Below are 26022 nucleotides of genomic sequence, written 5' to 3' on the forward strand. Positions count from 1 at the left end.
TCGTCTGCTTGCGGGGCGGCGCGGCTGGAGGGGCCATTTTGCCATCCTTGATCGCTGCCGCACACCATCGGGCGCGGAGCGAACAATAGGGGGGCATATGCTCAAAATATAGCCGCATTTTGCCATTTTGACGCTGGGTCTTAGCAATTGACAGGGGAAAAACATACTCAGTAGTCTGTTTTTAGACGCCAAGGGTTTCCGCCGCTTGAGGAGGCGCAGCGAAAACCCAGTAAAATAAGGCGCATATGCCCGGCAATGACCGGGTCAGGAACCGCTCATGACGGGCGGGGGGAGGAAAATTTGGAAGTATTGCAGCTCCTGGTCAGCGGGCTCGCGAATGGCTGTGTCTACGGCCTGATCGCGCTCGGATTTGTGCTGATCTACAAAGCGACTGAAGCGGTCAATTTCGCTCAGGGCGATTTCATGATGCTGGGGGCATTTGTGACCCTTGGCCTTACCAACGCAGAATATATGGACCTGCCATTCTGGGTCGCAGCACCGCTGGCGATTTCGATCATGGCGGTTCTTGGCTATCTGCTCGACTTTTTCATTCTGCGGCACCTGTTCGGGCAGAGCCAGACTGCGGTTGTCATCCTGACCATCGCGCTGGGCTTTGTGCTGCGCTTCGTGGCTGGTTTGATCTGGGGGCACGAGCCGCAGACATTGGAAAGCCCGCTCGCGCTGGGCGATCTACAACTGGGCGGCGTCGTGCTGGGCATGGCGGATGTCGCGGTGATCGTGGTGACCTTCCTGCTCACATGGTCGCTTTACCAGTTCTTCCAGCGCACCAAGCTGGGGCTTGCCATGCAGGCGGCCAGTCAAAACCAGATGGCGGCCTATTTCATGGGCATTCCGGTGCGCCGGGTGCAGGGGCTGATCTGGGGTCTGGCGGGTGCAACCGCTGCCGTGGCCGGGATCCTTTTTGCCTCAAAGGGCGCCATTGATCCCAACGCCGGCCTCTTGGGCATCAAGGCCTTTGCGGCGGCTGTCATCGGCGGCTTCGGCTCGCTCCCCGGTGCACTGGCTGGTGGTCTGATCGTGGGTGTGATCGAGCCCTTCGCGGCACGGTATCTTGCGGCGGGCTATTCGCAGATCGCGCCTTATGCGCTGCTTCTGGCGGTGCTGGTGTTCCGTCCGCACGGCCTGTTCAGCCAGGTCCGAGTGAAGAAGGTCTGATCCCATGCGCATTCATTTCAAAACCACCTATGAGCAGGATATCCGCCTGTTCCCCGACATGTGGACGGCCTGCGTTTATGGCCTTCTGATCCTGATTGCCTTTGGCCTGCCGTTCCTGATCAACGAGTTCTATATTGGCGAAGTCACCAACGTGCTGATCTGGGCGATTGCCGGTCTGGGTCTGATGCTGCTGACCGGTCAGACCGGTCAGGCCAGCCTTGGCCATGCGGCGTTTCTGGCCATCGGCTGCTACACCAACACGATCCTGATCGAACAGGGGCTGCCGTTCATTCTGGCTTTCCCGCTGGCCGGGGTCATCACCGGGATCGTCGGCGCCGTGATCGCCATTCCGGCCCTGCGGCTGCACGGGATCTATCTGGCGATTGCTACCATTGCCCTGTCGATCCTTGCCGATGACATTATCGTCCTTCTGGAGCCCTGGACTGGCGGCGTGTCGGGCAAGTTCCCGGATATGATCACCATTTTCGGGTTCGAGATTGAACGCTGGTCGATGCCGACCCGGTTCTACTATCTGGTGCTTGTCGTCACCATCATCTGCACACTGTTCTACCGCAACCTGCTGCGCTCGCCTTTGGGCCGTGCCTTTGCTGCGGTGCGTGACAGTGAGGTCTCGGCGACTGCTATGGGCGTTCACATTGCACGCACCAAGGCGACCGCCTTTGGCCTGTCGTGCATGATCACCGGCTGGGCTGGTGCGCTGATGGGATACTATGCGGGCACATTCAACAACGAGACCTTTTCGATCGTGATTTCGATCACCCTGCTGATGATGATCGTGATTGGCGGCCTCGGCTCCATTCACGGGGCCTTCTTCGGCGCAGTTGTGGTGGCCTTCCTGCCCCAGGGTCTGTCGATCCTCAAAGACAGCGTGATCGGTGGCGGCGTCGCCATCCCGGGGCTGGAAACCGGCGTCTTCGGCATGATCCTGATCCTGTTCATCCTGTTCGAACCCATGGGCATCTACGGTCGCTGGCTGAAGATACGGACCTGGTTCGAATTGTTCCCCTTTGCGCGCAAGGACATGTTCCGTCGCCAGAAAACCTACCTGAAGACGGAGCGTTTGAGATGAGCCTTTTGGAGATCAAGAATGCAACGCTGAAATTCGGTGGCGTTGTGGCTGTGAACGATCTTTCCTTTTCGGTCGAGGAAGGCGAAGTCTACGCCATCGTCGGCCCGAACGGGGCAGGGAAGTCGACCGTGTTCAACCTGATTTCGCGGTTCTACGAACCTTATGCGGGCTCTTTCACCTTCGACGGGCAGAACCTGCTGGATCGCAAACCGGACGAGGTGGCGGATCTTGGCATTGCGCGGACCTTTCAGAACATTGAACTCTTTGATCACGCGACGGTATTGCAGAACCTTCTTGTGGGGCGGCACCGCCACCGTAAGTCCACGCTGATCGAAGAGCTGTTCTTTGCCCCGCGTGTGCGCCGCGAAGAGCACCGCCACCGCGAGGCCGTGGAGGAGGTGATCGATTTCCTCGACCTGCAGCCCTACCGGAACAAGATGATCGCTGGCCTGCCATATGGCGTGCGCAAGGTGGTCGAACTGGGCCGGGCGCTGGCCTCGGGGCCGCGGCTCTTGTTGCTGGATGAACCTGCCTCGGGACTTTCGGTTGAGGAAACGCAGGACATGCGTTGGTGGATTGATGATATCCGCAAACAGATGGGGATCACCGTATTGATGGTGGAACATGACATGGGGCTGGTCTCTGGCGTGTCCGACCGCGTTCTGGCGCTGGCGGATGGGGCCAAGCTGGCCGAAGGCACCCCGGCTGAGGTGCAGTCAAACCCGGCCGTGATCGAGGCCTATCTTGGCGCGGGGGCTGTCTGATGGGAGAGCCTTTGCTGGAAATCAAGAACCTCGAGAGCTTTTATGGGCCAATCATGGCGATCCGGGGCGTGTCGCTGAAGGTGGACAAGGGGCAGATCGTCACCGTTCTGGGCGCCAATGGCGCCGGGAAATCCACCCTTCTGAAAACGATCTCGGGCATCATGGATCCTGAAAAGGGCGAAGTGCTGTTCGATGGCAAGCCGATTCAGGGGCAGGAGCCGCACAAGATCGTCAGCCAGGGCATCGTACACGTGCCGGAAGGCCGCGAGGTCTTCCCGCTGCTGACGGTGAATGAAAATCTGAGCCTTGGCGCTTACACCCGTTCGGACAGGGCCGAGATCGAAAAGGACCGGGAGATGGTGTTCGACTATTTCCCGATCCTCGCCGAACGGCGCGACCAGGAGGCCGGGACGCTGTCCGGCGGCCAGCAGCAGATGCTGGCGATCGGGCGTGGGCTGATGCTGCGGCCCAAGATCATGCTGCTGGATGAACCCAGCCTCGGCCTGTCGCCGCTTCTGGTGCAGGAGATATTTGCCATTCTGCGGCGGCTCAACGCCGAGGAACACGTGACCATGATGCTGGTGGAACAGAACGCCCGCATCGCGCTGGAACTGGCGGACGTGGGCTATGTGATGGAGATCGGCCGCATTGTGATGGACGGCACCGCCGACCGCCTGATGCAGTCCGAGGACATCCAGGCCTTTTATTTGGGCCACCAGGAAGAAGGCCAGCGCGGAGAGAAACGCTGGAAACGCAAGAAGACGTGGCGATGAGGGGGGAAGGGATGAACATGCAAAACCTTGGACAGACCGCACACCCGCAGGTGGTTCTCAACGGCGTTTCGTTCAACGCAGAGCCGGGCCAGCGCCCGGTGTTGGTGGACGGCTGTGACACCATCGTGAAACTGTTTCAGCTGCGTTGTCAGGCACTGGGCGACCGAACTGCTCACCGCGAAAAGGATATGGGCATCTGGAAAGCCTATTCCTGGAACGATTACTGGGATCACGCGAAATGGATTGGCCTTGGCCTGATGTCGCTGGGTCTGAAACGCGGCGAGGTGGTGTCGATCCTAAGTGAGGACCGGCGCGAGTGGCTTTACTCCGATCTGGGTATTCAGGGTGTCGGCGGGATTGCCTCTGGCGTCTACACCACGGACTCCGCCTCGCAGCTGGCCTATCTGGTCAATGACAGCGACAGCCGGTTCCTGTTTGTCGAAAACGACGAACAGCTCGACAAATACCTTGAGATCGCCGATCAGGTTCCGGGGCTGGCCAAGGTCATCATCTATGAACGCGAAGGGCTGCATGATCTGGATCATGAAAAATGCCTTTTCATCGAGGATCTGTACGAGCTGGGTAAAGCCTATGAAGCGCGCCATCCCGGCACCTTCGAGGCTGAAATTTCCAAATCCCAGCCCGAGGACACGGCGCTTCTGATCTATACATCGGGCACCACGGGCATGCCCAAAGGCGCTATGCTCAGCAATGAGAATATCCTTGCCTCGACCGAGGCAGGGGCGCGGGCGTTGGAAGTCTACAAGACGGATGATCAACTGTGTTTTCTGCCGCTGTGCCACATCCTTGAACGCAACGTGTCGGTCTATTTCCCGCTCGCGGCTTCCAGCACGGTGAACTTCGCCGAAAGCCCGGAAACCGTGTTCGACAATATGCAGGAGGTCTCTCCGGCGACCTTTTTCGCGGTGCCGCGGGTCTGGGAAAAGATCTACTCCCGGGTCCTGGTTCTGGCGCAGGAAGCTACGCCGATTGGCCGTATGGCCTTCCATCAGGCGGTCAAGGCCGGGCGCAAGAGGGCGCAATACGTGATGTACGGAAAACCCGTCCCTTCGGGCGTGGCGGCGTCTTATGCCTTCTGGGATTTTGCGGTTCTGCGCAATCTGCGCCGGATGCTGGGCATGGACAAGATGCGCCGGGGCGGAACCGGCGCCGCGCCGATCTCACCCGAGCTATTGGAATGGTACTGGTCCATCGGTGTGCCGCTGATCGAAGGCTACGGCATGACCGAGAACGCCGGCCTGTCCACCATCAACACTTTCGACACCAACGCGCCGGGAACGGTGGGGCATGCGGTGCCGGGGGTCGAGGTGCGTATCGCGGAAGACGGGGAGATCCAGACCAAGGGGCTCAACAACTTCCAGGGTTACTGGCGCAACAATGAAAAGACCGCCGAGACCTTTACCACCGATGGCTGGCTGCGCACGGGTGATGTCGGCAGGCTGGATGACAAGGGCAATCTGACGATCACCGGCCGGATCAAGGACATCATCATCACCGCAGGCGGCAAGAACATCACCCCGGCCGAAATCGAAAGCCGGTTGAAGTTCAGCCACTATATCTCGGATGCGGTGGTGATCGGGGACGGGCGCAAATATCTCACCTGTCTGATCATGATCGATCAGGAAAATGTTGAGAAATTCGCGCAGGACCGCAAGATACCCTTTAGCGACTTTGCATCGCTCTGTGCCGCGGAGGAGGTGGTACAGCTGATCGGAGCAGAGGTCGAAGCTGTGAACCGGGACTTTGCACGGGTCGAACAGATCAAGGATTTCCGCCTGATCAACGTTCTTCTGACGGCCGAGGACGACGAGTTGACCGCAACGATGAAACTGAAACGCAGTTTTGTGGAGAAGAAGCACAAGGCACTAATCGACGATATGTACTAGCGGCGGCGACAAGGAACGCCGGACAGTTATTTAGGGAGGAAGCGAAAATGAAAAAACTGACATCTGCGCTGACGATGGCGGCTGTAGCCCTTGCCGGGGCCACGGCTGTTCAGGCCGACACTCAGGGGGTTACGGACAGCGAAGTCGTAATCGGCTCGGTGAATGACCTCAGCGGTATCTTTGCTGCGGTGGGCGTGCCGGCGGTCAATGGCGCCAACCTGCGCTTTGATGAAATTAACGCCGCAGGCGGTGTGCATGGTCGCCAGATCAAGTTCGTCGTCGAGGACAACGGCTATCAGATCCCGCGCGCGATGCAGGGCTACAACAAGCTGCTGAACCGCGACAAGGCTTTTGCCATGCTTCTGTCGCTGGGCACACCGATGAACGTGGCTGGCTTCAAGCTGCTGGACCCCAAGGGCATTCCGAACATCAGCCCGCTGTCCGCCGCGCGTCAGATGCTTCAGGAACCGATGCACAACAAATTTATCGGCTTTTCCAGCTACTACGATCAGGTGCAGGTCGGCGTGAAATATCTGGCCGGTGAATTCGATGCCAAGGAAGTCTGCTCGATGTATATCCCGTCGGATTTCGGCAAGGAAATTCAGGAAAGCACCGAGGATGTAAGCAAAGAGCGGGGCCTGACCTATGCGGCGGAAACCTCGCACAAGCCGGATGAGCTGGATTTTGTCGGCTCGCTCACAAAGCTGAAGTCCGCTGGCTGTGACGTGGTTACACTGGCGCTGGGCGTGCGGCAGGGCATCACCGTTGTCGGCACCGCCAAGAAACTGGGCTGGACCGATGTGAAATTCCTCAACACGTCGGCCGGGTTCCTTGATGTGGTTGCTGCCGTTCCTGGTGGTGTGACCGATGGTCTTTACGCGGCGGCTGGCTGGGTCAGCCTGATCGCACGCGCCGAAGATCCGGTGCCGGCCGAATTCATGAAGGCCTATGAGGAAAAGTTCGGTCAGCCGGCCGGTGGCTTTGCCATGCTGGGTTATTCCGCAGCGGATACGGTCATTCGCGCGCTTGAGGCCGCGGGTCAGGATCTGACGCAGGAAAGCTTTATCAAGGGGATGGAGAGCCTCAATTTCTATGATAAGCTGACCGACAGCAAGATCACCTATGCGGCTGATGATCACCGTGGTGCGGACGATATCGTGATCTCGGTTGTCGAAGATGGCAAATGGAAAGAACTGAGCCGCCAGTAACGCGCGCTCTTTAGTTATTCTGATATGAACCGGTGCGGGGTGACCCGCGCCGGTTTTCTGTTTGTCAGCCGCGTCTGTTTTTGCCCGGTGTTCTGCGCCCGGCTTTACATTGCCAAACCCCAAATTATATAAATTCGCGTACGTGAATATAACTGCGCCATGGCGGCCGGATATTTGCGCAGATGCATTATTGGGAGGCAGGTGCAATGGGTGTGAACAGAAGAGAATTTCTGCAAGGGGCAGGGGCCAGTATGGCGTTGGCAGGATCTGCTGCTGGTATGGCATCGGCGGCTGCAGCCTCGGGCGGCGATCAGCTGATGATTGGCGATATGTCCCTTCAGACCCTGTCTGATGGCAATCTGGTACTGCCTCAGGGGTTCCTGTTCCCCGAGCAGTCGCCAGAGCAGCTGATGCCGATCCTGACGCGGCACGGCGTTGCCCAGGATCCGATGGAGCCTCCGCTGAATGTCACGCTGATGCGTCAGGGCGACCGTGTCGTGCTGTTCGATGCCGGTTCCGGCCCGGCCTTCCAGGCCAGCGCGGGGCAACTGCCCGCCGCGCTGGAGGCGGCGGGCGTATCCCCCGAGGACGTCACCCATGTGGTGTTCACCCATTGCCACCCGGATCACCTGTGGGGCGTTCTGGACGATTTCGATGATCCTCTGTTTGCCAATGCCGAACATTTCATCGGACAGCAGGAATGGGATTTCTGGTTCGACCCCAGCACCATTGACACGATCGGCGAGGCCCGCGCTACCATGGCCGCCGGGGCGCTTCGGCGGATGGAGATCCTGGAGGACCAGATCACCCGGTTCCGCGATGGCGAAGAAATCCTGCCCGGTGTCGCGGCGCGGGCGACCTATGGTCATACGCCGGGCCATATGTCCTTTGAACTCAGGTCCGGCAGCGAGAGCGTGATGGTGCTTGGCGATGCCATCGGCAATTCCCACGTGAGCTTTGAAAGGCCCGATTGGCACGTGGGATCCGACCAGGATGCAGCCATGGCCGCTGTCGCCCGCATGAGCTTGCTGGATCAACTGGCTCACGAGCAGACGCGGGTGATTGGCTACCATCTACCAGAGCGTGGTTTGGGTCAGGTCGCGCGCAAGGGGGGCGGTTACCGGTTTATCCCGTTGTAACTTGCCTCCTTGTAAATTTGGCCTAAGTTAAACTATGTTTTTAAGAGAAGCCGCGCCCCGCGTCGTCTGGGGCGCGGTTAAAGGCGGAAAATCCGAATTTTTTCGGAAAATCCAGCTTATTGGCTTGGCGGCAATTCATCCCGTTACTATTCCTATGCGTGTTTAAAGAAACTTGATACATGTAAATTTCAATTCAATTATCTTTATTTATTTGAAAAGGTGATTTTTCACTACATCTTTGCGTCGCATTGTTGTAATTTGATCCTGCGATCACGGTCGATTAGGTGGATTAATGTGTAATTTGATCAAGCTGAATCAGTTCGGCGCGTTCGGTGTATTTCTGTCGGATGGCAGCAGCGTACCCCTAGGGGCCAAGCATCAGGCCTTGATGGCCCTTTTGGCGACCTCAGCATCGGGTATCCGAACAAGAGCATTTTTAGAACACACTTTGTGGAGCCTTGCTCAACCTGAACAAGCAAAGGCCAGCCTGAGGACGGCATTATCGACGTTAAAACGCCATCTGGGACCGGAAGCGGCCCAGGCGATCACTGCTAATCGGGAACGCGTTACTCTGGACCTGTCACGGGTGGAGTTCATTGAGCCCGAGGATCAGGCCGAGTTCATGGAGGGTTTCGAACTGCCGCATGAGACCCGGTTCGAAAGCTGGCTGGCCCAGATGCGCGCGGACTTCGAGGCAAAGCAGACAGGGCAGCCCACCGGCGGCGCTGGGCAAATCGGGCAAACCGGTCGGGTGCAGTATAATGATCTTCTGCCTCCGATCGCGGTCTTGCCCTTCGTGCAACACACCCCGGGCGAGGACACCTCGCCTCTGGGCTCATTGCTGTCCGAAGAACTGTCTCGCTGCCTTGCACGCAGTCAGGCTTTCACCGTGACATCTTATCTGGCCTCGCGGCAATTCGACCCGAACCGTATCCGCCCGATCGAGGTCTCGCAGGTGGCAGGGGTGAACTATTTGGTGTCTGGTGTGGTGCATGTGCGCGGGCAGGTGATGAATGCGGATATCGAGTTGCACGATGCGGTGCGCGAAAAGGTGATCTGGTCGCGCAGCTTCCAGGGACCGTTGTCGGACCTGATGGAGGGACAAAGCGCGGCCCTGAGAGATGCCACGCGCCAAATCGGTCAAACGGTTGTGGGCGAATCGATCCGCCTTATCGGCTTCAAGCCGCTGGCAGGGCTGGAGGGGCACACGCTGTTAATGGGCGCGATTTCCCTGATGCAGGACATGAACCCCGCTTCCTTTGAAAAGGCACGTGAAATTTTGAACGTGCTGCTGAGCCGGGCCCCGCAGCATCCGCTTGCTCTGACATGGATGGGGTTCTGGCACGTACTGCGGATCCAGAAGGGTTTTTCCAACGATCGACAGCTTGATATCCATCTTGCAGAACAGCTTGCGACCTCGGCGCTCAGCGCGGATCCGTCTTTCTCGTTGGCGCATACGCTGAAGGGCGTGATTTCCAGCCATCTGCTGTTCCATTTCGATCTGGCGCAGACTTCCTATGATCTGGCTTTGAAGGACAATCCAAACGAAGCCTTGGCCCTGTTGCTCAAAGGTACCACCCGGGCCTATCAGGACCGCCCGGACGAGGCGGTACAACTGACAGATGCTGCGCGGCGGCTGTCCCCACTGGGGCCGCAACGCTATTATTTCGACGCGGAATCCGCAGTCGCGAACCTGACCGCGCGAAATTATGGGCGGGCGATCGAGCTTGCGGACCGGTCGCTTGAGGCAAATGCCTCCTATCCGACCAGTCTGGGGACCAAGGCCATTGCTTTGCAGATGTCGGGGCGCACCTCTGAAGCCCGCGATACGGTTCAGGATCTTCTGAAGGCCGCGCCAATGTTCAATATGAGCCGGTACCACAACTACACGCCGCTTGCGGCAGGGCCTGCCGGAGAGGAATGGGGGCATGCGCTAAAAATGGCGGGTGTCCCGGACTGATACCTCTCTGATCCAGAGCACCACGCTGAAGCGAGGGGAGGCGCTTGCTGCCTGACACCCGGCAAATCTGTGGGTCTCTGTTCATCGGGGCGGCGCTTTTGTGGGAACCGCCTTGTGTCTGTGGCCGTCTTGAGGCTCCTTGTCTGTCAAAGGTCCGGGCCGACGTCGTTCCGGGCTGACACAGAAAATGGAGCCCCATCATGAAAGCCGTCGTTTACCGCGCCTTCGGACCTGCCCAAAAGGTCCTGTCCCTTGAAACCCTGCCAGCACCCGAACTTGCCTCTGGCGAGGTACGCGTCGCGCTGGCCTATTCCGGCGTCAATCCTTCCGATGTCAAAGCGCGGGCCGGAGCACGGGCGGGTGTCACCGAACTGCCCTTTCCCGCAATCATTCCTCATAGCGATGGCGCGGGCGTCATCACCGAAGTCGGCGAAGGCGTGGAACCGGCGCGAGTCGGGCAGCGAGTCTGGATCTGGAACGGTCAGTGGCAGCGCGCCTATGGCACCGCCGCAAGCGAGATCTGCCTGCCGCAGGAGCAGGCGGTACCCATGTCTGACACGGTCGATTTTGAAACCGGTGCCGCGCTTGGCATTCCGGGGCTGACCGCCTGTCATACTGTGTTCTCCGGTGGCGAGGTTTCCGGCAAAACCGTTCTGGTGCAGGGCGGGGCAGGGACCGTAGGTCTTTTGGCTGTACAATTGGCCAAATGGGGCGGTGCGCGGGTGATCGCGACCTGTTCCGCAGCTGCGCGAGACCGTGTTCTGGCGGCCGGGGCCGACGCGGTGCTGGATTACAGCGCTACGGACCTCAGCGACCAGATCATCGCTGCAAATCACGGCCAGCTCGTCAATCTGATCGTCGAGGTGGAGTTTGGCGCCAACGCCGAGGTGGACGCGGCAGTGATCGCCCCGAACGGCCGGATCACGGCCTATGGCTCGGCAAAGGCGATGCAACCCGTCTTGCCCTTCTATCCGCTGATGTTCAAGGCGGTCACGTTGGAGATGGCTCTGGTCTACCTGCTGACGCCGACCCAACGCGAGGCGGCGATCGCCCGTTTGAATCGCGCCCTGGAGGCTGAGGCCCTGTCGGTTCCCGTGGCGAAAATCTTTCCTCTGGCCGAGGCCGCCACAGCGCATGAAGCCGTTGAGGGTGGTGATCGCAAAGGCGTGATTTTGCTGCAAACTTCTGAAAATCCAATGAAATAAGGGGCGGGAAGGGGGGGCGCCTGTGGTGTTGGAAAAAGGATGTCAGATTTTTTCAAAAACCCTCTTGCACCCCCCCGCAACTAACTTTAGACAGCGCCTCATCGATGGGGTGTAGCCAAGTGGTAAGGCAGCGGTTTTTGGTACCGTGTATCGTAGGTTCGAATCCTACCACCCCAGCCATCGGCCTTCTCCTTAAGAAATAAAGCGTCCGGCGGGCCTCATAGGCCCCAGATCGCCCCAGTTACCGCCCCAGTTGGTTTGCACGTTGGCTGGTCGCTGACGAGGGCGCGGCTACCATGGTCTGAGTGGGGCTAACCTTTCCTCTTCCCTTAGGCTGGGGTAAGGGGAGGGAATAGGTATAAGTAATGAATAGAAAGCGGAGGAGGAGACCCCAGGTTCTTCCTTCCTTACCTGAAGAAAGGGAGACCTATGGGAGACATAGAGAACCCCTGGCACTCCCGCCCGATCGACGTCCACCGCTGGTCAGACCATCCCGAGGTTGCGGGGCTCTGTGACCGGATCTGGGACGAGTACCTGCCGAGCGACCAGACGTCGGGGCCGAAGCCTAAGACTGCCTTCACTGTCGCACTTGGTTGATGTCGAACGGTTCAACGGGCCGACCCGTCCGCTGTTCATGCTCAGCCATCCGTTGAAGATAGCCCTCTGACCGGGGAGTTTGCCGCCAGATCACGTAGTCTCGGACATGCTCAGCCGTCGGGTCCTGCTCATCCAGACCAAAGAACTGGTTCGCTGTGGGCAGGGCCGCTCCCGCAACCGCCTCGGAGGCCTCCGCCATCACCCGCTTCAGCTCCCCGACACGGGTGAAGTCGATCAGATAGCTGTCATGCACCGATAGGACCGGGACGCCCTGATCGCAGAAGTGCCGATGAACCCACTCAGTGATCTGACCGTCCAGATTCATCAGTCTGATCCCGTGGTCCTTGAACAGCAGCTCCGTCAGATGCGGGGACTTCTCAAGGAAAGCCGCGAGAAGAACCTCAAGCTGATCATTGGTCAGCGTCTTGCCAACATGCCCGGTGGGAAAGCCGTCCCTCACCCCTCTGAAGGCAGCGTCCTTGGCCCCTGCATTGATAGCCGTCAGAACCAGTCGCTTGATCAGTTTGCGCTGAAGCACTGCGGGAACACCGGGGAGGAGACCCTCGGGAATATCATAAGGATCGTAGGTCAGCTCAACACCGGCCTCCAGGCTCAGCAAGGAGACATGCAGACTGCGAAAGTCCACCTCGACCACCGGCGTGTCGTTGATGAAGATCCGGGAACGCCAGTCGCTGTTGATCTGCTGCCACCAGCCCCCATGAAAGCGCCCGTTCAGGTTCCAGTCTGATCTGCTGAAGATCCGTCGGGTTCGCTTGTGATGATGATCGGTGGCAACGTCATCAACCTGGGGCTCATCAAGAACAGGAATGTCAATGAAAGCGTCCCCGATGACCTCATTATAGCGGCGCACCTCCTCCCGCATCCTGATCGTTTCGTCAGTGTCCTCGTATTCGACCAACCCATCATCTTCGCCCCGAAGAATGATCAGTTCCTCGCCAGCGACCCGGACGACGTCGTCTCTCTGGAAGGCCGCCTCAGCAAACCATCCCTGCAAGACCTCAGAGGCCCGGATCCTCGTTGTTCTGTTTCCCCGAGCATAAGGACCTGAGTAGCTACCCTTTGCCAGGTCGATCAGGCCAGCTTCAGCTAGAGCATTGATGATCGGGATGATCTTCTTCGAGATATGTATAGCGTTGTAGCGGGAGCTCGTGTCCCAGTAGTTCGAGGACATCGACACGCCGATGCAAAGCTCCGGGTCTTCCAGCCAAGCCACATAGAGGTCGAGGATCAGAACCCGCAGCTGATGGCGGAAGGCAGTCTTAGGCTTCGGCCCCGACGTCTGATCACTCGGCAGGTACTCGTCCCAGATCCGGTCACAGAGCCCCGCAACCTCGGGATGGTCTGACCAGCGGTGGACGTCGATCGGGCGGGAGTGCCAGGGGTTCTCTATGTCTCCCATAGGTCTCCCTTTCTTCAGGTAGGGAAGGAAGAACCTGGGGTCTCCTCCTCCGCTTTCTATTCATTACTTATACCTATTCCCTCCCCTTACCCCAGCCTAAGGGAAGAGGAAAGGTTAGCCCCACTCAGACCATGGTAGCCGCGCCCTCGTCAGCGACCAGCCAACGTGCAAACCAACTGGGGCGGTAACTGGGGCGATCTGGGGCCTATGAGGCCCGCCGGACGCTTTATTTCTTAAGGAGAAGGCCGATGGCTGGGGTGGTAGGAAGCCTAGCCTTCCGAGTCTCTTCATGGACTTAGCCGACCCGTCGACAAACCTGGGGCGGTTGCTGGGGCGGTGGTTCATCATTCCGGCACCTGATCCGTGGTGGCTACTCGTCTGGTGAGATATGGTGAAGCTCAAGGGGTCGCCTACTTAGTCGCTAGTGAGCCACGATAGGGCCGCTGGGAAGCTGGAAGTGGTTGCCAGCAAACTATTTCTTGGAGGAACCTAGACGTCTAAGGAAAACGCCAATTATATGGAGCTCTACTTTGAAACATTTCGCAGGACAGTGGCTCGGAGATTTTACAGGTGCCTCGAGCGGAATGGCGCTGCTGGACCTGGATCAAGGCGAGCAATGGCTAGAGGGTAGCGTCTACGCCTTCAGCAACGACAGAGAGCAAGCGAGCTACTTTGCGCCGGTCACAATCATCCCGCAGCAAGACACAATCAGGTTTGCCGCTTCGGCTCTGGCCATTCACCCGCTCTATCCACGCTTCCTCCAAGACGGAGAGTTTCCCGAGGCAGAACAAAATATTGAGATTGAGGTCAAAGCTTCACTGGACAGCACGTTCCTTAAAGGGACCTGGGCAAGTAGTAACGGTGCTTCTGGTGAAGTCACGCTGTACCCCAGTCAGGCGGCCAGTCCCTCAGAGTACAAACCACAGGGCGAAGCAACTAGCTGGGAGTCGTTCCAAGCCAAAGTGGCAGAGTTATGTACGCAACCCTACCGATACATTTTTCGAGGCCAAGCGGAGCCGTGGAGGTTGCGGACCTCTTTTCATCGAACACACCGGAAAGATCTTTGGCGCTATTGGGAGAAAGACATTAAGAGAATACGCCATGCAAGCGTTGGTGTTACCTCTCATATTTTCGACTCGGCAAACCCTGATCAGAATGGTGCCTTCCTGCATTTACTCCAGCACCATGGTTATCCAACGCCCTTATTGGACTGGACCTACTCTCCGTATATCGCTGCATACTTCGCCTTCGCTTCTGCGCCGGTGGATCGAGACTACGACGCCCCAGTACGTATCTTCATGTTTGATGCAGAAAAATGGCAGGACGACTGGCCGCCGGTACTGAACATGACGCTGTGTCAGCCGCACTTTTCTCTACTGGAGCCACTGGCGATCGACAACGATAGGGCTCTCCCACAGCAGTCTATGGCAGCAGTTACGAACATAGACGACATCGAAGCCTACATCAGGTTTAGGGAAAGGCAAAAAGGAACCACGTACCTGCGAGTCTTCGATTTGCCCCATAGCTTACGAACTGACGTGCTGAGACAGCTAGGTCTTATGGGGATCTCTCCTGGGTCATTGTTTCCCGGTGTCGAAGGGCTTTGCCGCGAATACCGCGACCGGCACTTCGGTTACCTTCTGTAACTCTGCCCACGAAACCTGACTTCAAGATCAAAGCTCAAAACCGAGCCCTTTGATGCATCTAAAATAGAAGCAATCACAGGAGCTTGACCAATGAAACACCTTCGCACCCTCGGCACAGCTGCCGGGGGTTTTCTGATGAACCCGCCCCCTAAGGCTGTCCTGACCACGGTCTTCTGGATCGCCTCCCGCTCTCACCCTGCTGTCGCCGCGCTGACCCTGATCGTGGTCGTCTATGTCTGGAGCCGTAGCGATGACTGAGCTGCAGCCCGACGACATCGTGGTCATCCGCGCAGACGAGGACTGGCCCGAGCATCTGTTCCGGGTCGACTATGTCTTCGACGACTGCGTGGGCGGTTACAGCCTGACGGGACCGCTGGCCGGTGAGTACGGCGAACCCGAGTTTGACCTGATCCTTCGGGTCCACACCCAATCAAACTAGAGGAGGAGACACATGTCTGCTCAGATACGTTACGCGTACCTGAAGGGCCATACTTGGCTGTTCAGACGCCACTACCCCAAGGACGTTGCGCTGGTTCTCGGTCAGCCCGTCCTGAAACAGTCGCTGAAGACCCGTGACACTTCCGTAGCCCGCGTCCGGGCCGCTGAGTTGAACGCCCGCTTTGAGACCCAGGTTTCAGAGGTTCGCTCAGGGGCAGAAACAGCCCTCTCAGGCAACCTGAGGCGTCCTGGATGGGCCGAGGATCCGACAACCGCTCTTGATCACCTGCGGGCCACTCTGGAGCACTCAGGAGTCACCGAAGCGCCGGAGTTCCACCGTGTCTTAACCCCGACCAAGGTTTCAGTCGATGACCAGAGCAGAGCCTACCTTCACGCCCGCAGCAAGGAGCTTCGGCCCGGTGGGTTCAAGTCGGTGCGCTACTCGGTCGAACTGTTCGCTAGCCGATACGGCGAACGGTCGGTCTGTAGCCTGACACGCGATGACGGGCGGGAGTTCCTCGGAGGTATCTCCAAGCTGTCCCCGCTGATTGGGCGATCGGAGAAGACACAGGGGTTGAGCCTCGACCGGGCGATCGCGTTCTCTCAGAGCGGGACGGTCAAGATCACCGTGCGGACCCAGAAGCGGATCTGGTCACAGGTGAACCACTGGCTCGACTGGTGCGTCTACGAGGGGCACCTGGAGACCAACCCCTTCAGATCCGTCAGGTTCGATCGGAAGGTGCGTCCTCGCCCCTACGCCGTCCCGACCGATGAGGAAGTTTCTCAGCTGTTGGCGGCGCGGGACCCGTTAAACCCGGTGCTGTTGACTTGCCTGCTCTCAGGGATGCGGGCCGGGGAAGCGGTCGGGCTGCTGCGGGAAGATCTAGTCGCCAAGGGAAACCTCGGGTGCTTCGTCCATGTTCGCCCTAATGAACTGCGACTGTTGAAGACCGATGCGGCGGAGCGGCTGGTTCCTGTTCACCCTGTCCTTGACGAGGTGTTTCGAGAGTTACCGTCAGCGGGGCCACTGTTCCCTGATCTGACGGTTGCCCATGTCACCAAGGGTTTTGCGGCCCTTCGACGGCGGTTGAACCTTGAGCGTCCCGGACTGGTGTTCCACTCCACCCGCAAGTGGTTCGTGACCCAGTGTGAGCGCACCGGTGTTCCTGAGCACTGGACGGCTAGCCTTGTAGGTCATCAGTCGGCTCGGTCTGAGAACGGGCTGACCTATGGAATCTATTCCGCTGGCATAAGTGACGAGCAGAAACGGTCCATCGTTGACCAGATCAGGCTGCCGGGATGATAATACCTGACATTGACGACTTCGAGGAGAGGGCCGCTATCGCTGAATACGATGGCGGCCTTTCTCGTAGGGCGGCTGAGGACGTCGCGGCCCGGTCTCAAGGCTTCGCCGACGCTGCGGCTTACTGGGCTTGGCTGGCGGAGTACGTGCTGACCCGCAAAATACCTTGAACCTAACCCCCGGCTGGCTTCGTGCTGGCCGGGGATCCACTTTGCTTTTTTCTTCAGAGCCGAAGATTAACCATAAACCTCTTGCAAACAGATAGCGCTAACATTAAGTAAGCCTCCCTCCCCACCAGGAGGACCAACGATAACAATAACAAGGAGCCCGTACCGATCCGTCTGTTTTCGCTACGGGAACCAAAGAGAGGAAATTTCATGACCACTCAACTTGATGCCGCATTCGAAATCATCGCCGTCGACGGTAGCCAGGCCTACTTTCTGGACAATACCGACGATGGAGGTGATCCGTTCGAGAACTTCGAGACCCACTCAGGCCTGAGCCTGGATGACCTCGACCATGCCGATCGAACCGAGACCACGGTGTTCATCCCCGCCGATGGTCGCCACTACACCGTCGGTCGAATGCCAACTGTGACTGCGCTGATAGCTGAAGGGAAACTGAAGCCCTTTGCTTGCTAACTAAACCTTGGCTCACCTCTGTCCTCAGGATGGCGGTGGGCCTTTCTCGTCTGGGGCTTGGGCCTACACTTTGCCGTGCCTGCCGGACCGGTCAGTCAGACCGCAGGAGCTGCCAGCTTTCCACGCCAAGACCCTCAGCCACGCGGTATAGGTTATCAATTGAGATGTTTTGCTCTGATCGTTCGACTGCATTGAGGTCGGTTCCGTCAATAGGCTCGGCTGGCGGAATACGTGTTGACCCAGAAGATACCATGCCTCTAACCTCGGCGGGCCTTAGCAGGTTAGCCGGGGTACTCAGTTTTTTTTAATATCAGAGGATTTACTTAGTTTGGCCGATCATCGGGGGGGGGGCACCAACAGCCTCCATGCCGGAATGCCAAGCGGTTCAGCTAGCTTCTCCAGCACTTCAACAGTCGGGTTCCTTACGCCGCGCTCAACTCCGCTAACGTATGTACGGTGCAGGCCGCACTCAAAAGCCAGAGCCTCCTGCGAGAGCCCCGCTGCTTCCCTGAAACGCTTCAGGTTTCGACCTACTAGCTTGCGTATTGCCATGGCCGGAGAGAGCAGTCTTGTAGACTTATAATCTACAGACTATGAGTCTCATTTGCTGGGCGCTTCAAAACTACGCGGCGCTAAAGGGAGGCAAACTGGGTACGATCAAGAAACTGACTTGAACAACGGAATGACTGGATTATGGATCGTTTTCTTTTACTACTTTTGCTGCTCGCTGCTGCCGCCGCCGGTGTAACTATTTGGTACGTTGCCAACCCGCCGTATCCTATTTGGCTGGCTGTCGTCTCCTTCGCCATCGGTGGGCTGTTTTTGATCCGCTTGACTGAGTTGGGTTTGAAAAGGGCTCACAAGGCAATCACGGACCCAGCCTTAAATGCGAAAGTCAGGAAGGCCGCTGAGCAGGCCGCGACGCAAGCCTCGGAAGCGTCTGAAGAACTTTTACGGACCGGCAAACACTCCGCTACTGAACTGAATATCGCTGCAGCACCATTACTAGCCTACCTGTTCGGCTTTTCGGGTCGGGTATCTCGCCTAGAATACCTGATCGTGCAAGTGGTGACTGGGCTGCTAACGCTGGTATTTTTCGCACTGTTTCTGGTGGAGCCTGATAGCTGGCTGGGCATTCTGTCGCTTCTGGCCATTGGCGCGATCACAGCAATCCTTCTCGCCTTCGGCGTTCGCCGCACCCGAGACATTGGAGTAAATCAGTGGTGGTTCCTGCTGGTTCTCGTCCCACCAGCCAACCTCGCAATGTTCGTGGCGCTGCTCCTCGTTCCGACTGACGAGTTCAAGGGCAAAGGTCTCTAACCCCCGCCACCACCGGGCAGGGGAACTCTGAGGGTTCGAAACTGCCAGCTCCGCCCCAGACTTCACTCCGCCAGTGCTGCGTTCCGCCCCAGCAACCGCCCCAGGTTCGGCGACGGGTCGGCTAAGTCCATGAAAAGACTCGGCCGACTAGGTTTCCTACCACCCCAGCCATCGGCCCTTTCCCGACAGATTGAGTACTCGGATCACCCGTTAAGCCCCAGATCGCCACGGTTACGGTCCCGGTTTTTTGGGGAGTGTCGAGCAGGGGCGCGCTGTTGCAACGGTTTGGCGCGCTGCGAACCGACCCTGGCCCTGTCATGGGCTAGCACTCTTGCCCGTTGATCCGACCGCATCGCGTTTAAGCTGATCTCGCTCCCGTAATGCGTTCGTAAAATAATAGAAAATTGCATATTTTTAATGGATTTCATTTAGTGAGAGATTGGTGGCCTCGCTTGGGGCCGAATCTTTTAATGTTTTCAGTGGTTGCGAGGCTGTTATGATAAAGGAGCACGAAGAGGCGCTGTCGAAGTTTGGCTTTGATGAAGTCGTGAAAAAATATCTGATTGAGGGCGGAGAATTGGTTGTTCCGCTGTTGCCTCAGGTTTTGGATCGTTTTTATGGTGTCGTAATGGATGATCCTGAAATGGCTCGTTTTTTTCCAAATCAGGAATTGATGGATCAGGCGAAGCTTGGGCAGCAAAAACACTGGGAGATGTTGTTGTCGGGTGCGTTTAGCGAAGAGTATTTTGCAAGTGCCTATCGGATCGGCCGAATCCACCCCCGCATCGGCTTGCCATTTTTGTTCTATCTTTCCGGCTATGCGCAGGCGGTTTCGCACATTCAGGAGCTTCTTCTGGAGCGGAACCAGGGTATTTTAGGTCTGTTTAGAAGGCACAATGTTCCAAAGATCATAAGCGCCCTGACTCGTGCCTTTTCGCTGGACACCCATCTGGTTCTGGATGCGCATTTTTCTGCCGAAAAGGAAGAGCAGGAAACGGCTTTTGCGCATCTGACGGCGGGTATCGACCGGATGGCGGCGCGGGATCTGACACAGCTTATCCCCGGGCCGGAGACAAGCGACTACCCTGAGCGCTACGATCCGGTGCGCAAGGCCTTCAATGGGTTGATCTGTACTCAGCGTGATGTGCTGCATACCATCCAGGATGCGGCCTCCCGGTTGAACATTCGCGCCAGTGAGGTGGTCCAGTCGGCAGAGGATCTGTCACAGCGTACGGAAGCCCAGGCAGCGACCTTGGAAGAAACAGCGGCTGCGGTCGAGCAGATTACCGTGAGCATGCATGCGTCGGCCGATGCGACATCGGAAACCACCAAGATCGTCCATAGCACCAGAGACGGGGCCGCGCGCGGGGGCGAGGTGGTTCAGAGCGCCATTCAAAAGATGCAGGATATCGAGGATTCATCGCATCAGATCTCTCAGATCATCAATGTGATCGATGATATCGCCTTTCAGACCAACCTGCTGGCACTGAATGCCGGGGTGGAGGCCGCAAGGGCGGGGGAAACCGGCAAAGGCTTTGCCGTGGTTGCCTCTGAAGTGCGAGCGCTGGCGCAAAGGTCAGCGGATTCTGCAAATGAAATCAAATCACTGATCAATGTCAGTGCGGGCCACGTGGAGGGGGGAGTGACGCTGGTTAATGATACCGGCGAGGCTTTGACCATGATCCGCGGTGATATTGGCCGGACGGTCGAGTTGACGTCGGAAGTCGCCAACTCAGCGCAGCAGCAATCCACTGGTCTTGGTGAAATCAACGTCGGTGTGTCGCAACTGGATCAGGTGACGCAGCAGAATGCGGCGATGGCGGAACAGGTGACGGCGGCGGCGCTCTCCATGACCGAGGACGTCGGCAGGCTGAACACGCTGATTGGATCCTTTGATATCGGAAGGCCGACAATCGGTTGCGCTGAGGCAGAAGCCATGCCAGAGAGCACCTCTGCTGCCAATTTGCGGGCTGGTTGAAGTTTGCTCTGAGCTGCGAACCGGTAACGACAGCCTGAACGGTGGGGCGGGACAGACCCGCCCGCGAACCCTGCTGAGCCTCCCGCTATAGGGCGACGTTCCTAGTTGTCTTCTTCCTCGGGGCGCTGTTTGATTGTGAAATGTATCGTGGTGCCGACGTCGGTATCGGCGGCGCACCAGATTTCCCCATCATGGCGTTCGGCGATCTTGCGACAGGTGGCAAGGCCAAGCCCGGTGCCAGGCAATTCTTCGGTTTGCTGCAGACGGCGGAAGGGTTCGAAGATTTTGTCGCGGAAATCTTCAGGCACCCCGACGCCATTGTCCGCTACCGTGAACTGGATCCCGTTTGGAATTTCGGCGGCAGAGACTGAAATGACCGGGCTGGAAGGGCCAGCGTATTTGATCGAGTTCCCGATCAGGTTCTGCAGCAGCTGCGCGACCTGCGGCGCGATGCAGTCCACCGACAGCCCGTTGGACTTCCAACGCACCTCGGCACCGCTTTCGGAAATATCCTTGGCCAGAGCCATCTGGGCGCGTTCAAAAAGGTTTTCCACGGACACCTTCTCCTGGTTGGAGGGGCCATTCAGGTTGATGTGGCTGGCAAGACTTTCGATCAGCTCGGACATGCGCCTCACCGAAAGTTTCATCATTTCGAATTCCCGGGCAACCTCATCCATATTGCCGCTCTCGAAATCCTCGATGATCTGTTCGCTCAGAAACTCGATGGCGCGGACGGGAGCCCGCAGGTCATGCACCAGAACATCCGAAAACAGGCTCAGCTCCTGCCGGTGTTCTTCCAGTTTCCAGCGCATCTTGGAGAGCTTTATGCCGTTTTCGATCATCCGGTTCAGCGCCGTTTCGGTCATGATCGATTTTGGAATGTAATCCGAGGCGCCTTGCAGAATGGCGCTCTTGGCGATTTCCTCGTCTCCTTGGCCGGTCATCAGGAAAATCGTCGCCTTTGGCCATGTCTTTGAAAAATGTTCCAGAAGCTCCAGGCCGGACATGCCGGGCAGCAGGTAGTCCAGGAAAATGACATCGATGTTGTCATCCGTGTAATCCAGCGCCGCCTGTCCGTTGCTTGCTTCCCGGAATGACCGCTTTCCCGCCGGAGCCCGCAGCAGCCTTCGGACCAGCTTGCGATCACCTTCATCATCGTCCACGATCATAATGTCGAGCATTTGAAAATTTTCCTTTTGTGCCTGCTCTAAATTTCCGGAATTTCTACGACGCGCCAATAGTTGTCCAAGGTTGTCATCAGATCCAAGAACATATGTCCGGCGCGGGCTTTGACAATATAACCTGCAACATTGTTCAGATAGGCCATTTCAATATCACGTTCATCATCCGATGTGGTCAACATAAAAATAAGCGTTTTACGAAGCTGAGGGTCCTCTCTAATTTTGCCCAGTAATTCTAAACCATTCATGCGCGGCATATTAATGTCGCATAAAACGACAAAGGTTTTGGGGGGGGTGGTTTCCAGATTTCCACGCAAAAACGCCAGCGCCTCTACCCCATCTTTGAAACGGGTAATCGGATTTGCAATCTTCGCTTTCTTAAAGGCGCGTCGCAAGGCTTTGGCGTCGCCATCATCGTCTTCGACTAGCACGATATTAAGCGCTTTTTCGGATTGGAGGGCGACGGTGTTCATATCAATTCTCCAACGATGTGCTGTCCGGCCCGGTGGGCCAGTGCAGGATAAAGGTTGTGCCGGATTTGCCGTCCGAGTCGATCTTGATCGTGGCGCCGACCAGCCCGGCATGTTTCTTGACGAAGGCGAGCCCCATGCCGCTGGTTTCGACCTCGTCACGGGGTTTCAGGGTCTGGAATATTTCGAATACCTTCTCCTGGTATTCCTGCGGAATGCCGGGGCCATCGTCGGCGACCCGGAACTCAATCTCTTCGGGGCGGTGCGTTAGGTCTATCCAGACGTGCCCATCGGATTTGTCATGATGCCGTATGGCATTGCTGATCAGGTTGAGGAGAACAATCTGCAAGGGAAGGCGCTGAACCTTGATCTGGTCGAACGCGTCGCAGAACTGCACTGTGAGGCCCTCGGGTATGTCCAGAAGGTCGGTCAGCTCCTCGCGCAACTCGGCTCCGGTCACGGAGGTGCTGCTCGCCTTTTCCCGGCCAATCCTGGAATGTTGCAACAGATCGTCCAGCAACCGCTCCATTCTGGTGGCGCGGTTTTGCAGCAGGTCCAGGCTTTCCTGGGTGTCTTCGGTCAGATGCGGGGCAAGATCTTCGGCCAGCCAGGAAGCGGCATTGTTGATCACCCGCAGTGGCGCCTTGAGATCGTGCGACGCGACGTAGGCGAATTGGTCCAGTTCCGCATTGGAACGTTTCAGGGCGCTGATCAGGCTGTTCACCTTTTCATCGGCGGCCTTTTGCGGGGAGATGTCGCGGATCATCCCGATGTATCTTGATCCGCCGGAATAGACTGCGTGGCTGACCGCAATGCCAAGCGGGATCTGGCTGCCATCTTTGCGGACGCCGAAGATTTCGCGGTTCTTGGCCATCTGTTTAGGGTGCCCGGTGAGCAGGGAGCGCGCCACGTGAAGATGGTGTATGTTCGCGTCTGCTGTGGGCATCAGCATGGTCACGTTCTGGCCCACGACCTCTTGCGCGGTATAGCCGAACAACTCTTCCGCAGCAGGGTTCATATCCTCGACTGTGCCATCGGCATCGATGGTGATGATCCCGTCCGCCGCGCCGTTGAGGATGGCATCCAGGCGGTTTGCCTCCTCAATTCTGGTATTGATCATTTCCGAAAAGCTGAGCGCGAGATCGGAAACCTCATCATTGCGGCTGGTTTCGAAATCCACCGGTTCCGCGCTTTGAATCTTGCTGCGGATTTCGTGGTTGAGCCGGGTCAGGGGGGAGAGCAGGCGCGATGCGGGAAAGGAGGCCGCTAGCGCTGCCATCGCGGCCAGTAGCATCGACAGGCCGGCGGTCGTGCGCAGCTCCTGAAATGCGGGAGCAATCAGGATCTCATGCGGGGCGATGGTCAGAATGTTCAGCCGGAACGGCGTCGCGTTCTGTTGGCCCAGCACGGCCGAGAGATATCCCATGTCATTTGAGCCGGTTTCAAAAAACGCTCCTTCATCGTTGGACGTAAGCCGGTCGGAATAGGGCGGTGGCTGCCAGTCCGGATCCTGATGAAAGGCGAGTGGAGAGCTTTGGGCCTCGCCGTGATAGGAGATGTAATCGAAGTTGTTGCTGACCGCGTAGACCTGAAACCCGGGGGCAACAGAGAGTTCGGCGCTCTGCAGCAGGGGTTCAGCGTCGGCGTTGATGACGATCGCACCAAAGATGTCCCCGTCGCTGTCCTGCAGCGGTCGAACCACCCGGATGGTGGGAGGCCCAACGACGCGGCCGTTTTCCCGGTTATAGGTTACTTCTGAAAAATACACCTCGCTGACGCCACGCTCTTTGATGGGCTGCAGATAGAGCTCATTTCCCTTGATCTGGAGTTCGCCAGCGGGGACGACGATCAGCTCCTCGTCAATGCGGTTGACCCGCACCAGTTCCTTCCAGTTGCCTTCTTTCACCAAGAGCCGGACTTGCGAATATTTCGGCCTTGTCCCGAGGAATTTCAGGAAAATGTCCGATACGCTCTCGGTCCAACCCTCGGTGGATCGGGCAGCGCTGGCCCCCGGAACGTTTGGCTGTTCGTCGCTGAACCGCACCGCGCTGGGTTGTGTGGCCGTGGGTGGTGTCACTGTGGTCTCGGTCTGGTCGGGCGCAGGGGCAGTGGCTGTCCGCGTCAGCCCTGCGAGGCCGACCGCCTGCGGGACAGAGGCGAGAATTCCGGTATCCAGCTCCATCATGTAGAGCACGCTGTCGATCCGCTGTGCGTAGATGTCGCCGGCCCGCTTCATGCGTTCGCGGGTGGCTGATTTTACCGTTTCCAAGGAGTGGAAATAGCCATAGGCGGAAAAGATCGTCAGTGCCAGCCCAGTGGACAACAGGACAACCAGGGCTATCCGCGTTCGCAGTGTGACGCGCCTACGGTGTGGCATCAGGGCTCTCGTTCGTTAGCTTATGTCTCGCGTTGGTCGCTCCGGGAATTGTATCCGGGCCAACGGGTGTTTATCGGCCAGGTACCGCCTTGGCACTGCACTGCGGGCGCGCAAGAATCCAAATTAGCGGAACAGGGCTTGATGCATATTATTTGCTGATCAAGGGCCGCTTGCGCACGGGTACGCCGCGGGCTGCAGCCACCACGCTCACCAGATCATCGACGAGTACCGTCAGATCCTTGCAGCCACGTTCCAGCAGCGTGAAATTCGACAGGATGACCGGATCCAGGGTCTGGTCTGCTTTCTCGATCGCCTTCAGGCCGCGCAGGGTGGCCAGGGTCTTGCTCAGGATCTCACGCATTTCCGGGCCGCAGGTCAGCATGAACCGCTCGATCACTTCACCAACCGAGCGCTGGAAGGCCTGTGCTCCTGACAGGGCGGAAAACAAAATGCGCCGCTCGATTGCGGATGTCACTGATTTGATCAGCGCTGACACTGTCAGCTCTTCCTTGACGATGTAATCCGCGCAGCCGTTTCGCATCGCCTCGACCGCGGTATGGTGGGAGGTGACGCTGGTCAGCATGATTGGGATTGCGTCGGCCTGGTCTTCATGGGCAATCAGCGCTTTCAGCGCATCCAGCCCGGTTTCCATGCCCAGATTATGATCAAGGAACACAATATCGAACGTGTTCTGGTCCAGTTCCCGGCGCATGTCGGCGACGGTGGCGACCTCTGTGAACTCGATCTGCAGTCCTGCCTTCTTGCAGGTTTTGATCAAGCGCAATCGGTCGATCGGATCGTCATCCAAAGTCAGCGCAGTCAAAGGTTGCTGTGCTTCCTGAGGGACTTCCTCAGGAACTGTGGAACTGATGGTTTCTTCGTCAATGTCATTCGTCATACCGGATCACCTTCTAACTAACATCGGGGATCTATGGCACTTCAGATCGCCCGGGAGTGGGCTTGGCCGACGTTCAACCCCTGACACACATTGGGGTACCCTGTCACTATTCGCCACAGTGGCTAACAATCTGTAAAACGCGCTGCGGCGGCGGATGGCCGTAAGCAGGGTATTCTGGAGGGGTTTTCGCTGCAGGGCAGTAGATTTTCCTATCCATTTTTTTGACAATTGGCAGGGCATTGAAATCGCTCAAATTATTCACGTTAAAGGGGAGGGCGCGGGCTTTGTGTCGCGTCCGAAGCCGCGCATCCCGAAGGTTCTAGGCGCCATCTGATGATAGAGCATCAGCAAAGTTTAGGTGGCGCAAAAACTGCAATAAAAATGGTAGTTTGCGGGGGTTTTATCTTGGATCGGCGAAGGAAAATCAGACAGGAGTTTTGACCTTTTGGTATCTCTTACTGGGTTGGCGCATGGCACGCCGCCCCGGCCAGGATATCTAGCCGGGCAGGGGGAGAGAATGACCGGTGTGAA

23 protein-coding genes and 1 tRNA gene are annotated in these 26022 nt (G+C 57.7%); 18 read left to right on the forward strand and 6 right to left on the reverse strand.

From position 1 onward, the window contains the following. Positions 1-300 precede the first annotated feature (300 nt). The 11 genes from SM763_RS10285 (at position 301) to SM763_RS10335 (ending at position 11819) form a co-directional block, all read left to right on the forward strand. Positions 301-1176, forward strand: coding sequence for a branched-chain amino acid ABC transporter permease (locus SM763_RS10285; protein WP_065273757.1), 876 nt, complete (start codon positions 301-303; stop codon positions 1174-1176). A 4-nt stretch (positions 1177-1180) separates the two neighbouring features. Beyond that, entirely contained in the window at positions 1181-2266 is a 1086-nt protein-coding gene (locus SM763_RS10290; RefSeq protein WP_065272843.1) for a branched-chain amino acid ABC transporter permease, read from the forward strand. Continuing rightward, positions 2263-3030 carry an ABC transporter ATP-binding protein gene (locus tag SM763_RS10295; RefSeq protein ID WP_065272844.1) on the forward strand — a complete coding sequence of 256 codons (768 nt, stop codon included), beginning with the start codon at positions 2263-2265 and terminating at the stop codon, positions 3028-3030. Before SM763_RS10290 ends, SM763_RS10295 begins: the two co-directional genes overlap by 4 nt. Next, complete coding sequence (locus tag SM763_RS10300; RefSeq protein ID WP_065272845.1) at positions 3030-3803, forward strand: ABC transporter ATP-binding protein; 774 nt, start codon at positions 3030-3032, stop codon at positions 3801-3803. Before SM763_RS10295 ends, SM763_RS10300 begins: the two co-directional genes overlap by 1 nt. 11 nt (positions 3804-3814) lie before the next feature. After that, on the forward strand, positions 3815-5710 hold the full coding sequence (locus SM763_RS10305) for an AMP-dependent synthetase/ligase (protein WP_274830183.1): 1896 nt from the start codon (positions 3815-3817) through the stop codon (positions 5708-5710). Between the two features lie 47 nt (positions 5711-5757). Further along, on the forward strand, positions 5758-6918 hold the full coding sequence (locus SM763_RS10310; protein WP_368998456.1) for an ABC transporter substrate-binding protein: 1161 nt from the start codon (positions 5758-5760) through the stop codon (positions 6916-6918). A 251-nt stretch (positions 6919-7169) separates the two neighbouring features. Next, positions 7170-8057, forward strand: a complete 888-nt coding sequence (locus tag SM763_RS10315; RefSeq protein WP_368998458.1) for an MBL fold metallo-hydrolase — start codon at positions 7170-7172, stop codon at positions 8055-8057. A gap of 292 nt (positions 8058-8349) precedes the next feature. Further along, positions 8350-10017, forward strand: a complete 1668-nt coding sequence (locus SM763_RS10320; protein ID WP_368998459.1) for a transcriptional regulator — start codon at positions 8350-8352, stop codon at positions 10015-10017. A 200-nt stretch (positions 10018-10217) separates the two neighbouring features. Then, positions 10218-11222: an NADPH:quinone reductase gene (locus tag SM763_RS10325; protein ID WP_368998460.1), complete on the forward strand. Its 1005-nt coding sequence runs from the start codon at positions 10218-10220 to the stop codon at positions 11220-11222. Positions 11223-11327: 105 nt separating this feature from the next. Next, a tRNA-Gln gene (locus tag SM763_RS10330) sits at positions 11328-11402 on the forward strand. Between the two features lie 249 nt (positions 11403-11651). After that, on the forward strand, positions 11652-11819 hold the full coding sequence (locus tag SM763_RS10335) for a hypothetical protein (RefSeq protein ID WP_347510873.1): 168 nt from the start codon (positions 11652-11654) through the stop codon (positions 11817-11819). Here SM763_RS10335 and SM763_RS10340 read toward each other — a convergent pair. Further along, positions 11800-13239, reverse strand: a complete 1440-nt coding sequence (locus SM763_RS10340) for a hypothetical protein (protein WP_368998462.1) — start codon at positions 13237-13239, stop codon at positions 11800-11802. The genes SM763_RS10335 and SM763_RS10340 overlap by 20 nt on opposite strands. A gap of 530 nt (positions 13240-13769) precedes the next feature. On the opposite strand from SM763_RS10340, the gene SM763_RS10345 reads away from it, so the two are divergent. The 5 genes from SM763_RS10345 (at position 13770) to SM763_RS10365 (ending at position 17267) form a co-directional block, all read left to right on the forward strand. Further along, positions 13770-14885: an FRG domain-containing protein gene (locus tag SM763_RS10345; protein WP_368998463.1), complete on the forward strand. Its 1116-nt coding sequence runs from the start codon at positions 13770-13772 to the stop codon at positions 14883-14885. Positions 14886-14975: 90 nt separating this feature from the next. After that, complete coding sequence (locus SM763_RS10350; RefSeq protein ID WP_368998465.1) at positions 14976-15143, forward strand: hypothetical protein; 168 nt, start codon at positions 14976-14978, stop codon at positions 15141-15143. Continuing rightward, positions 15136-15324 carry a hypothetical protein gene (locus tag SM763_RS10355; protein ID WP_368998467.1) on the forward strand — a complete coding sequence of 63 codons (189 nt, stop codon included), beginning with the start codon at positions 15136-15138 and terminating at the stop codon, positions 15322-15324. The genes SM763_RS10350 and SM763_RS10355 overlap by 8 nt, the downstream gene beginning before the upstream one ends. A 12-nt stretch (positions 15325-15336) precedes the next feature. Then, the gene (locus SM763_RS10360; protein WP_368998468.1) at positions 15337-16626 is read left to right on the forward strand and encodes a DUF6538 domain-containing protein; all 1290 of its coding nucleotides are present in this window, start codon (positions 15337-15339) and stop codon (positions 16624-16626) included. Positions 16627-17003: 377 nt separating this feature from the next. Next, positions 17004-17267 carry a hypothetical protein gene (locus tag SM763_RS10365; protein WP_368998470.1) on the forward strand — a complete coding sequence of 88 codons (264 nt, stop codon included), beginning with the start codon at positions 17004-17006 and terminating at the stop codon, positions 17265-17267. Between the two features lie 336 nt (positions 17268-17603). Here SM763_RS10365 and SM763_RS10370 read toward each other — a convergent pair whose 3' ends face one another. Further along, positions 17604-17819 carry a helix-turn-helix domain-containing protein gene (locus SM763_RS10370; protein WP_368998471.1) on the reverse strand — a complete coding sequence of 72 codons (216 nt, stop codon included), beginning with the start codon at positions 17817-17819 and terminating at the stop codon, positions 17604-17606. Positions 17820-17960: 141 nt separating this feature from the next. Between SM763_RS10370 and SM763_RS10375 the strand changes: the two genes are divergently transcribed. Further along, the gene (locus tag SM763_RS10375; protein WP_368998473.1) at positions 17961-18587 is read left to right on the forward strand and encodes a DUF805 domain-containing protein; all 627 of its coding nucleotides are present in this window, start codon (positions 17961-17963) and stop codon (positions 18585-18587) included. Positions 18588-19083: 496 nt separating this feature from the next. After that, entirely contained in the window at positions 19084-20565 is a 1482-nt protein-coding gene (locus SM763_RS10380; protein WP_368998474.1) for a methyl-accepting chemotaxis protein, read from the forward strand. A gap of 101 nt (positions 20566-20666) precedes the next feature. Here SM763_RS10380 and SM763_RS10385 read toward each other — a convergent pair whose 3' ends face one another. From SM763_RS10385 to SM763_RS10400, 4 genes are all read right to left on the reverse strand, one after another. Further along, complete coding sequence (locus SM763_RS10385) at positions 20667-21746, reverse strand: sensor histidine kinase (protein ID WP_368998475.1); 1080 nt, start codon at positions 21744-21746, stop codon at positions 20667-20669. 26 nt (positions 21747-21772) lie between these two features. Beyond that, a complete protein-coding gene (locus tag SM763_RS10390) occupies positions 21773-22219 on the reverse strand; it encodes a response regulator (protein WP_065272853.1) in 447 nt (148 codons plus the stop codon). A gap of 1 nt (position 22220) precedes the next feature. Then, positions 22221-24593: a sensor histidine kinase gene (locus SM763_RS10395; RefSeq protein ID WP_368998477.1), complete on the reverse strand. Its 2373-nt coding sequence runs from the start codon at positions 24591-24593 to the stop codon at positions 22221-22223. A gap of 148 nt (positions 24594-24741) precedes the next feature. Beyond that, positions 24742-25491 (reverse strand): response regulator, encoded by a 750-nt coding sequence (locus SM763_RS10400; RefSeq protein WP_274830175.1) that lies wholly within the window; start codon positions 25489-25491, stop codon positions 24742-24744. Positions 25492-26022: the final 531 nt, after the last annotated feature.

The organism is Pseudophaeobacter sp. C1-32P7, assembly GCF_041008775.1.
GTDB lineage: Bacteria > Pseudomonadota > Alphaproteobacteria > Rhodobacterales > Rhodobacteraceae > Phycobacter > Phycobacter gallaeciensis_A.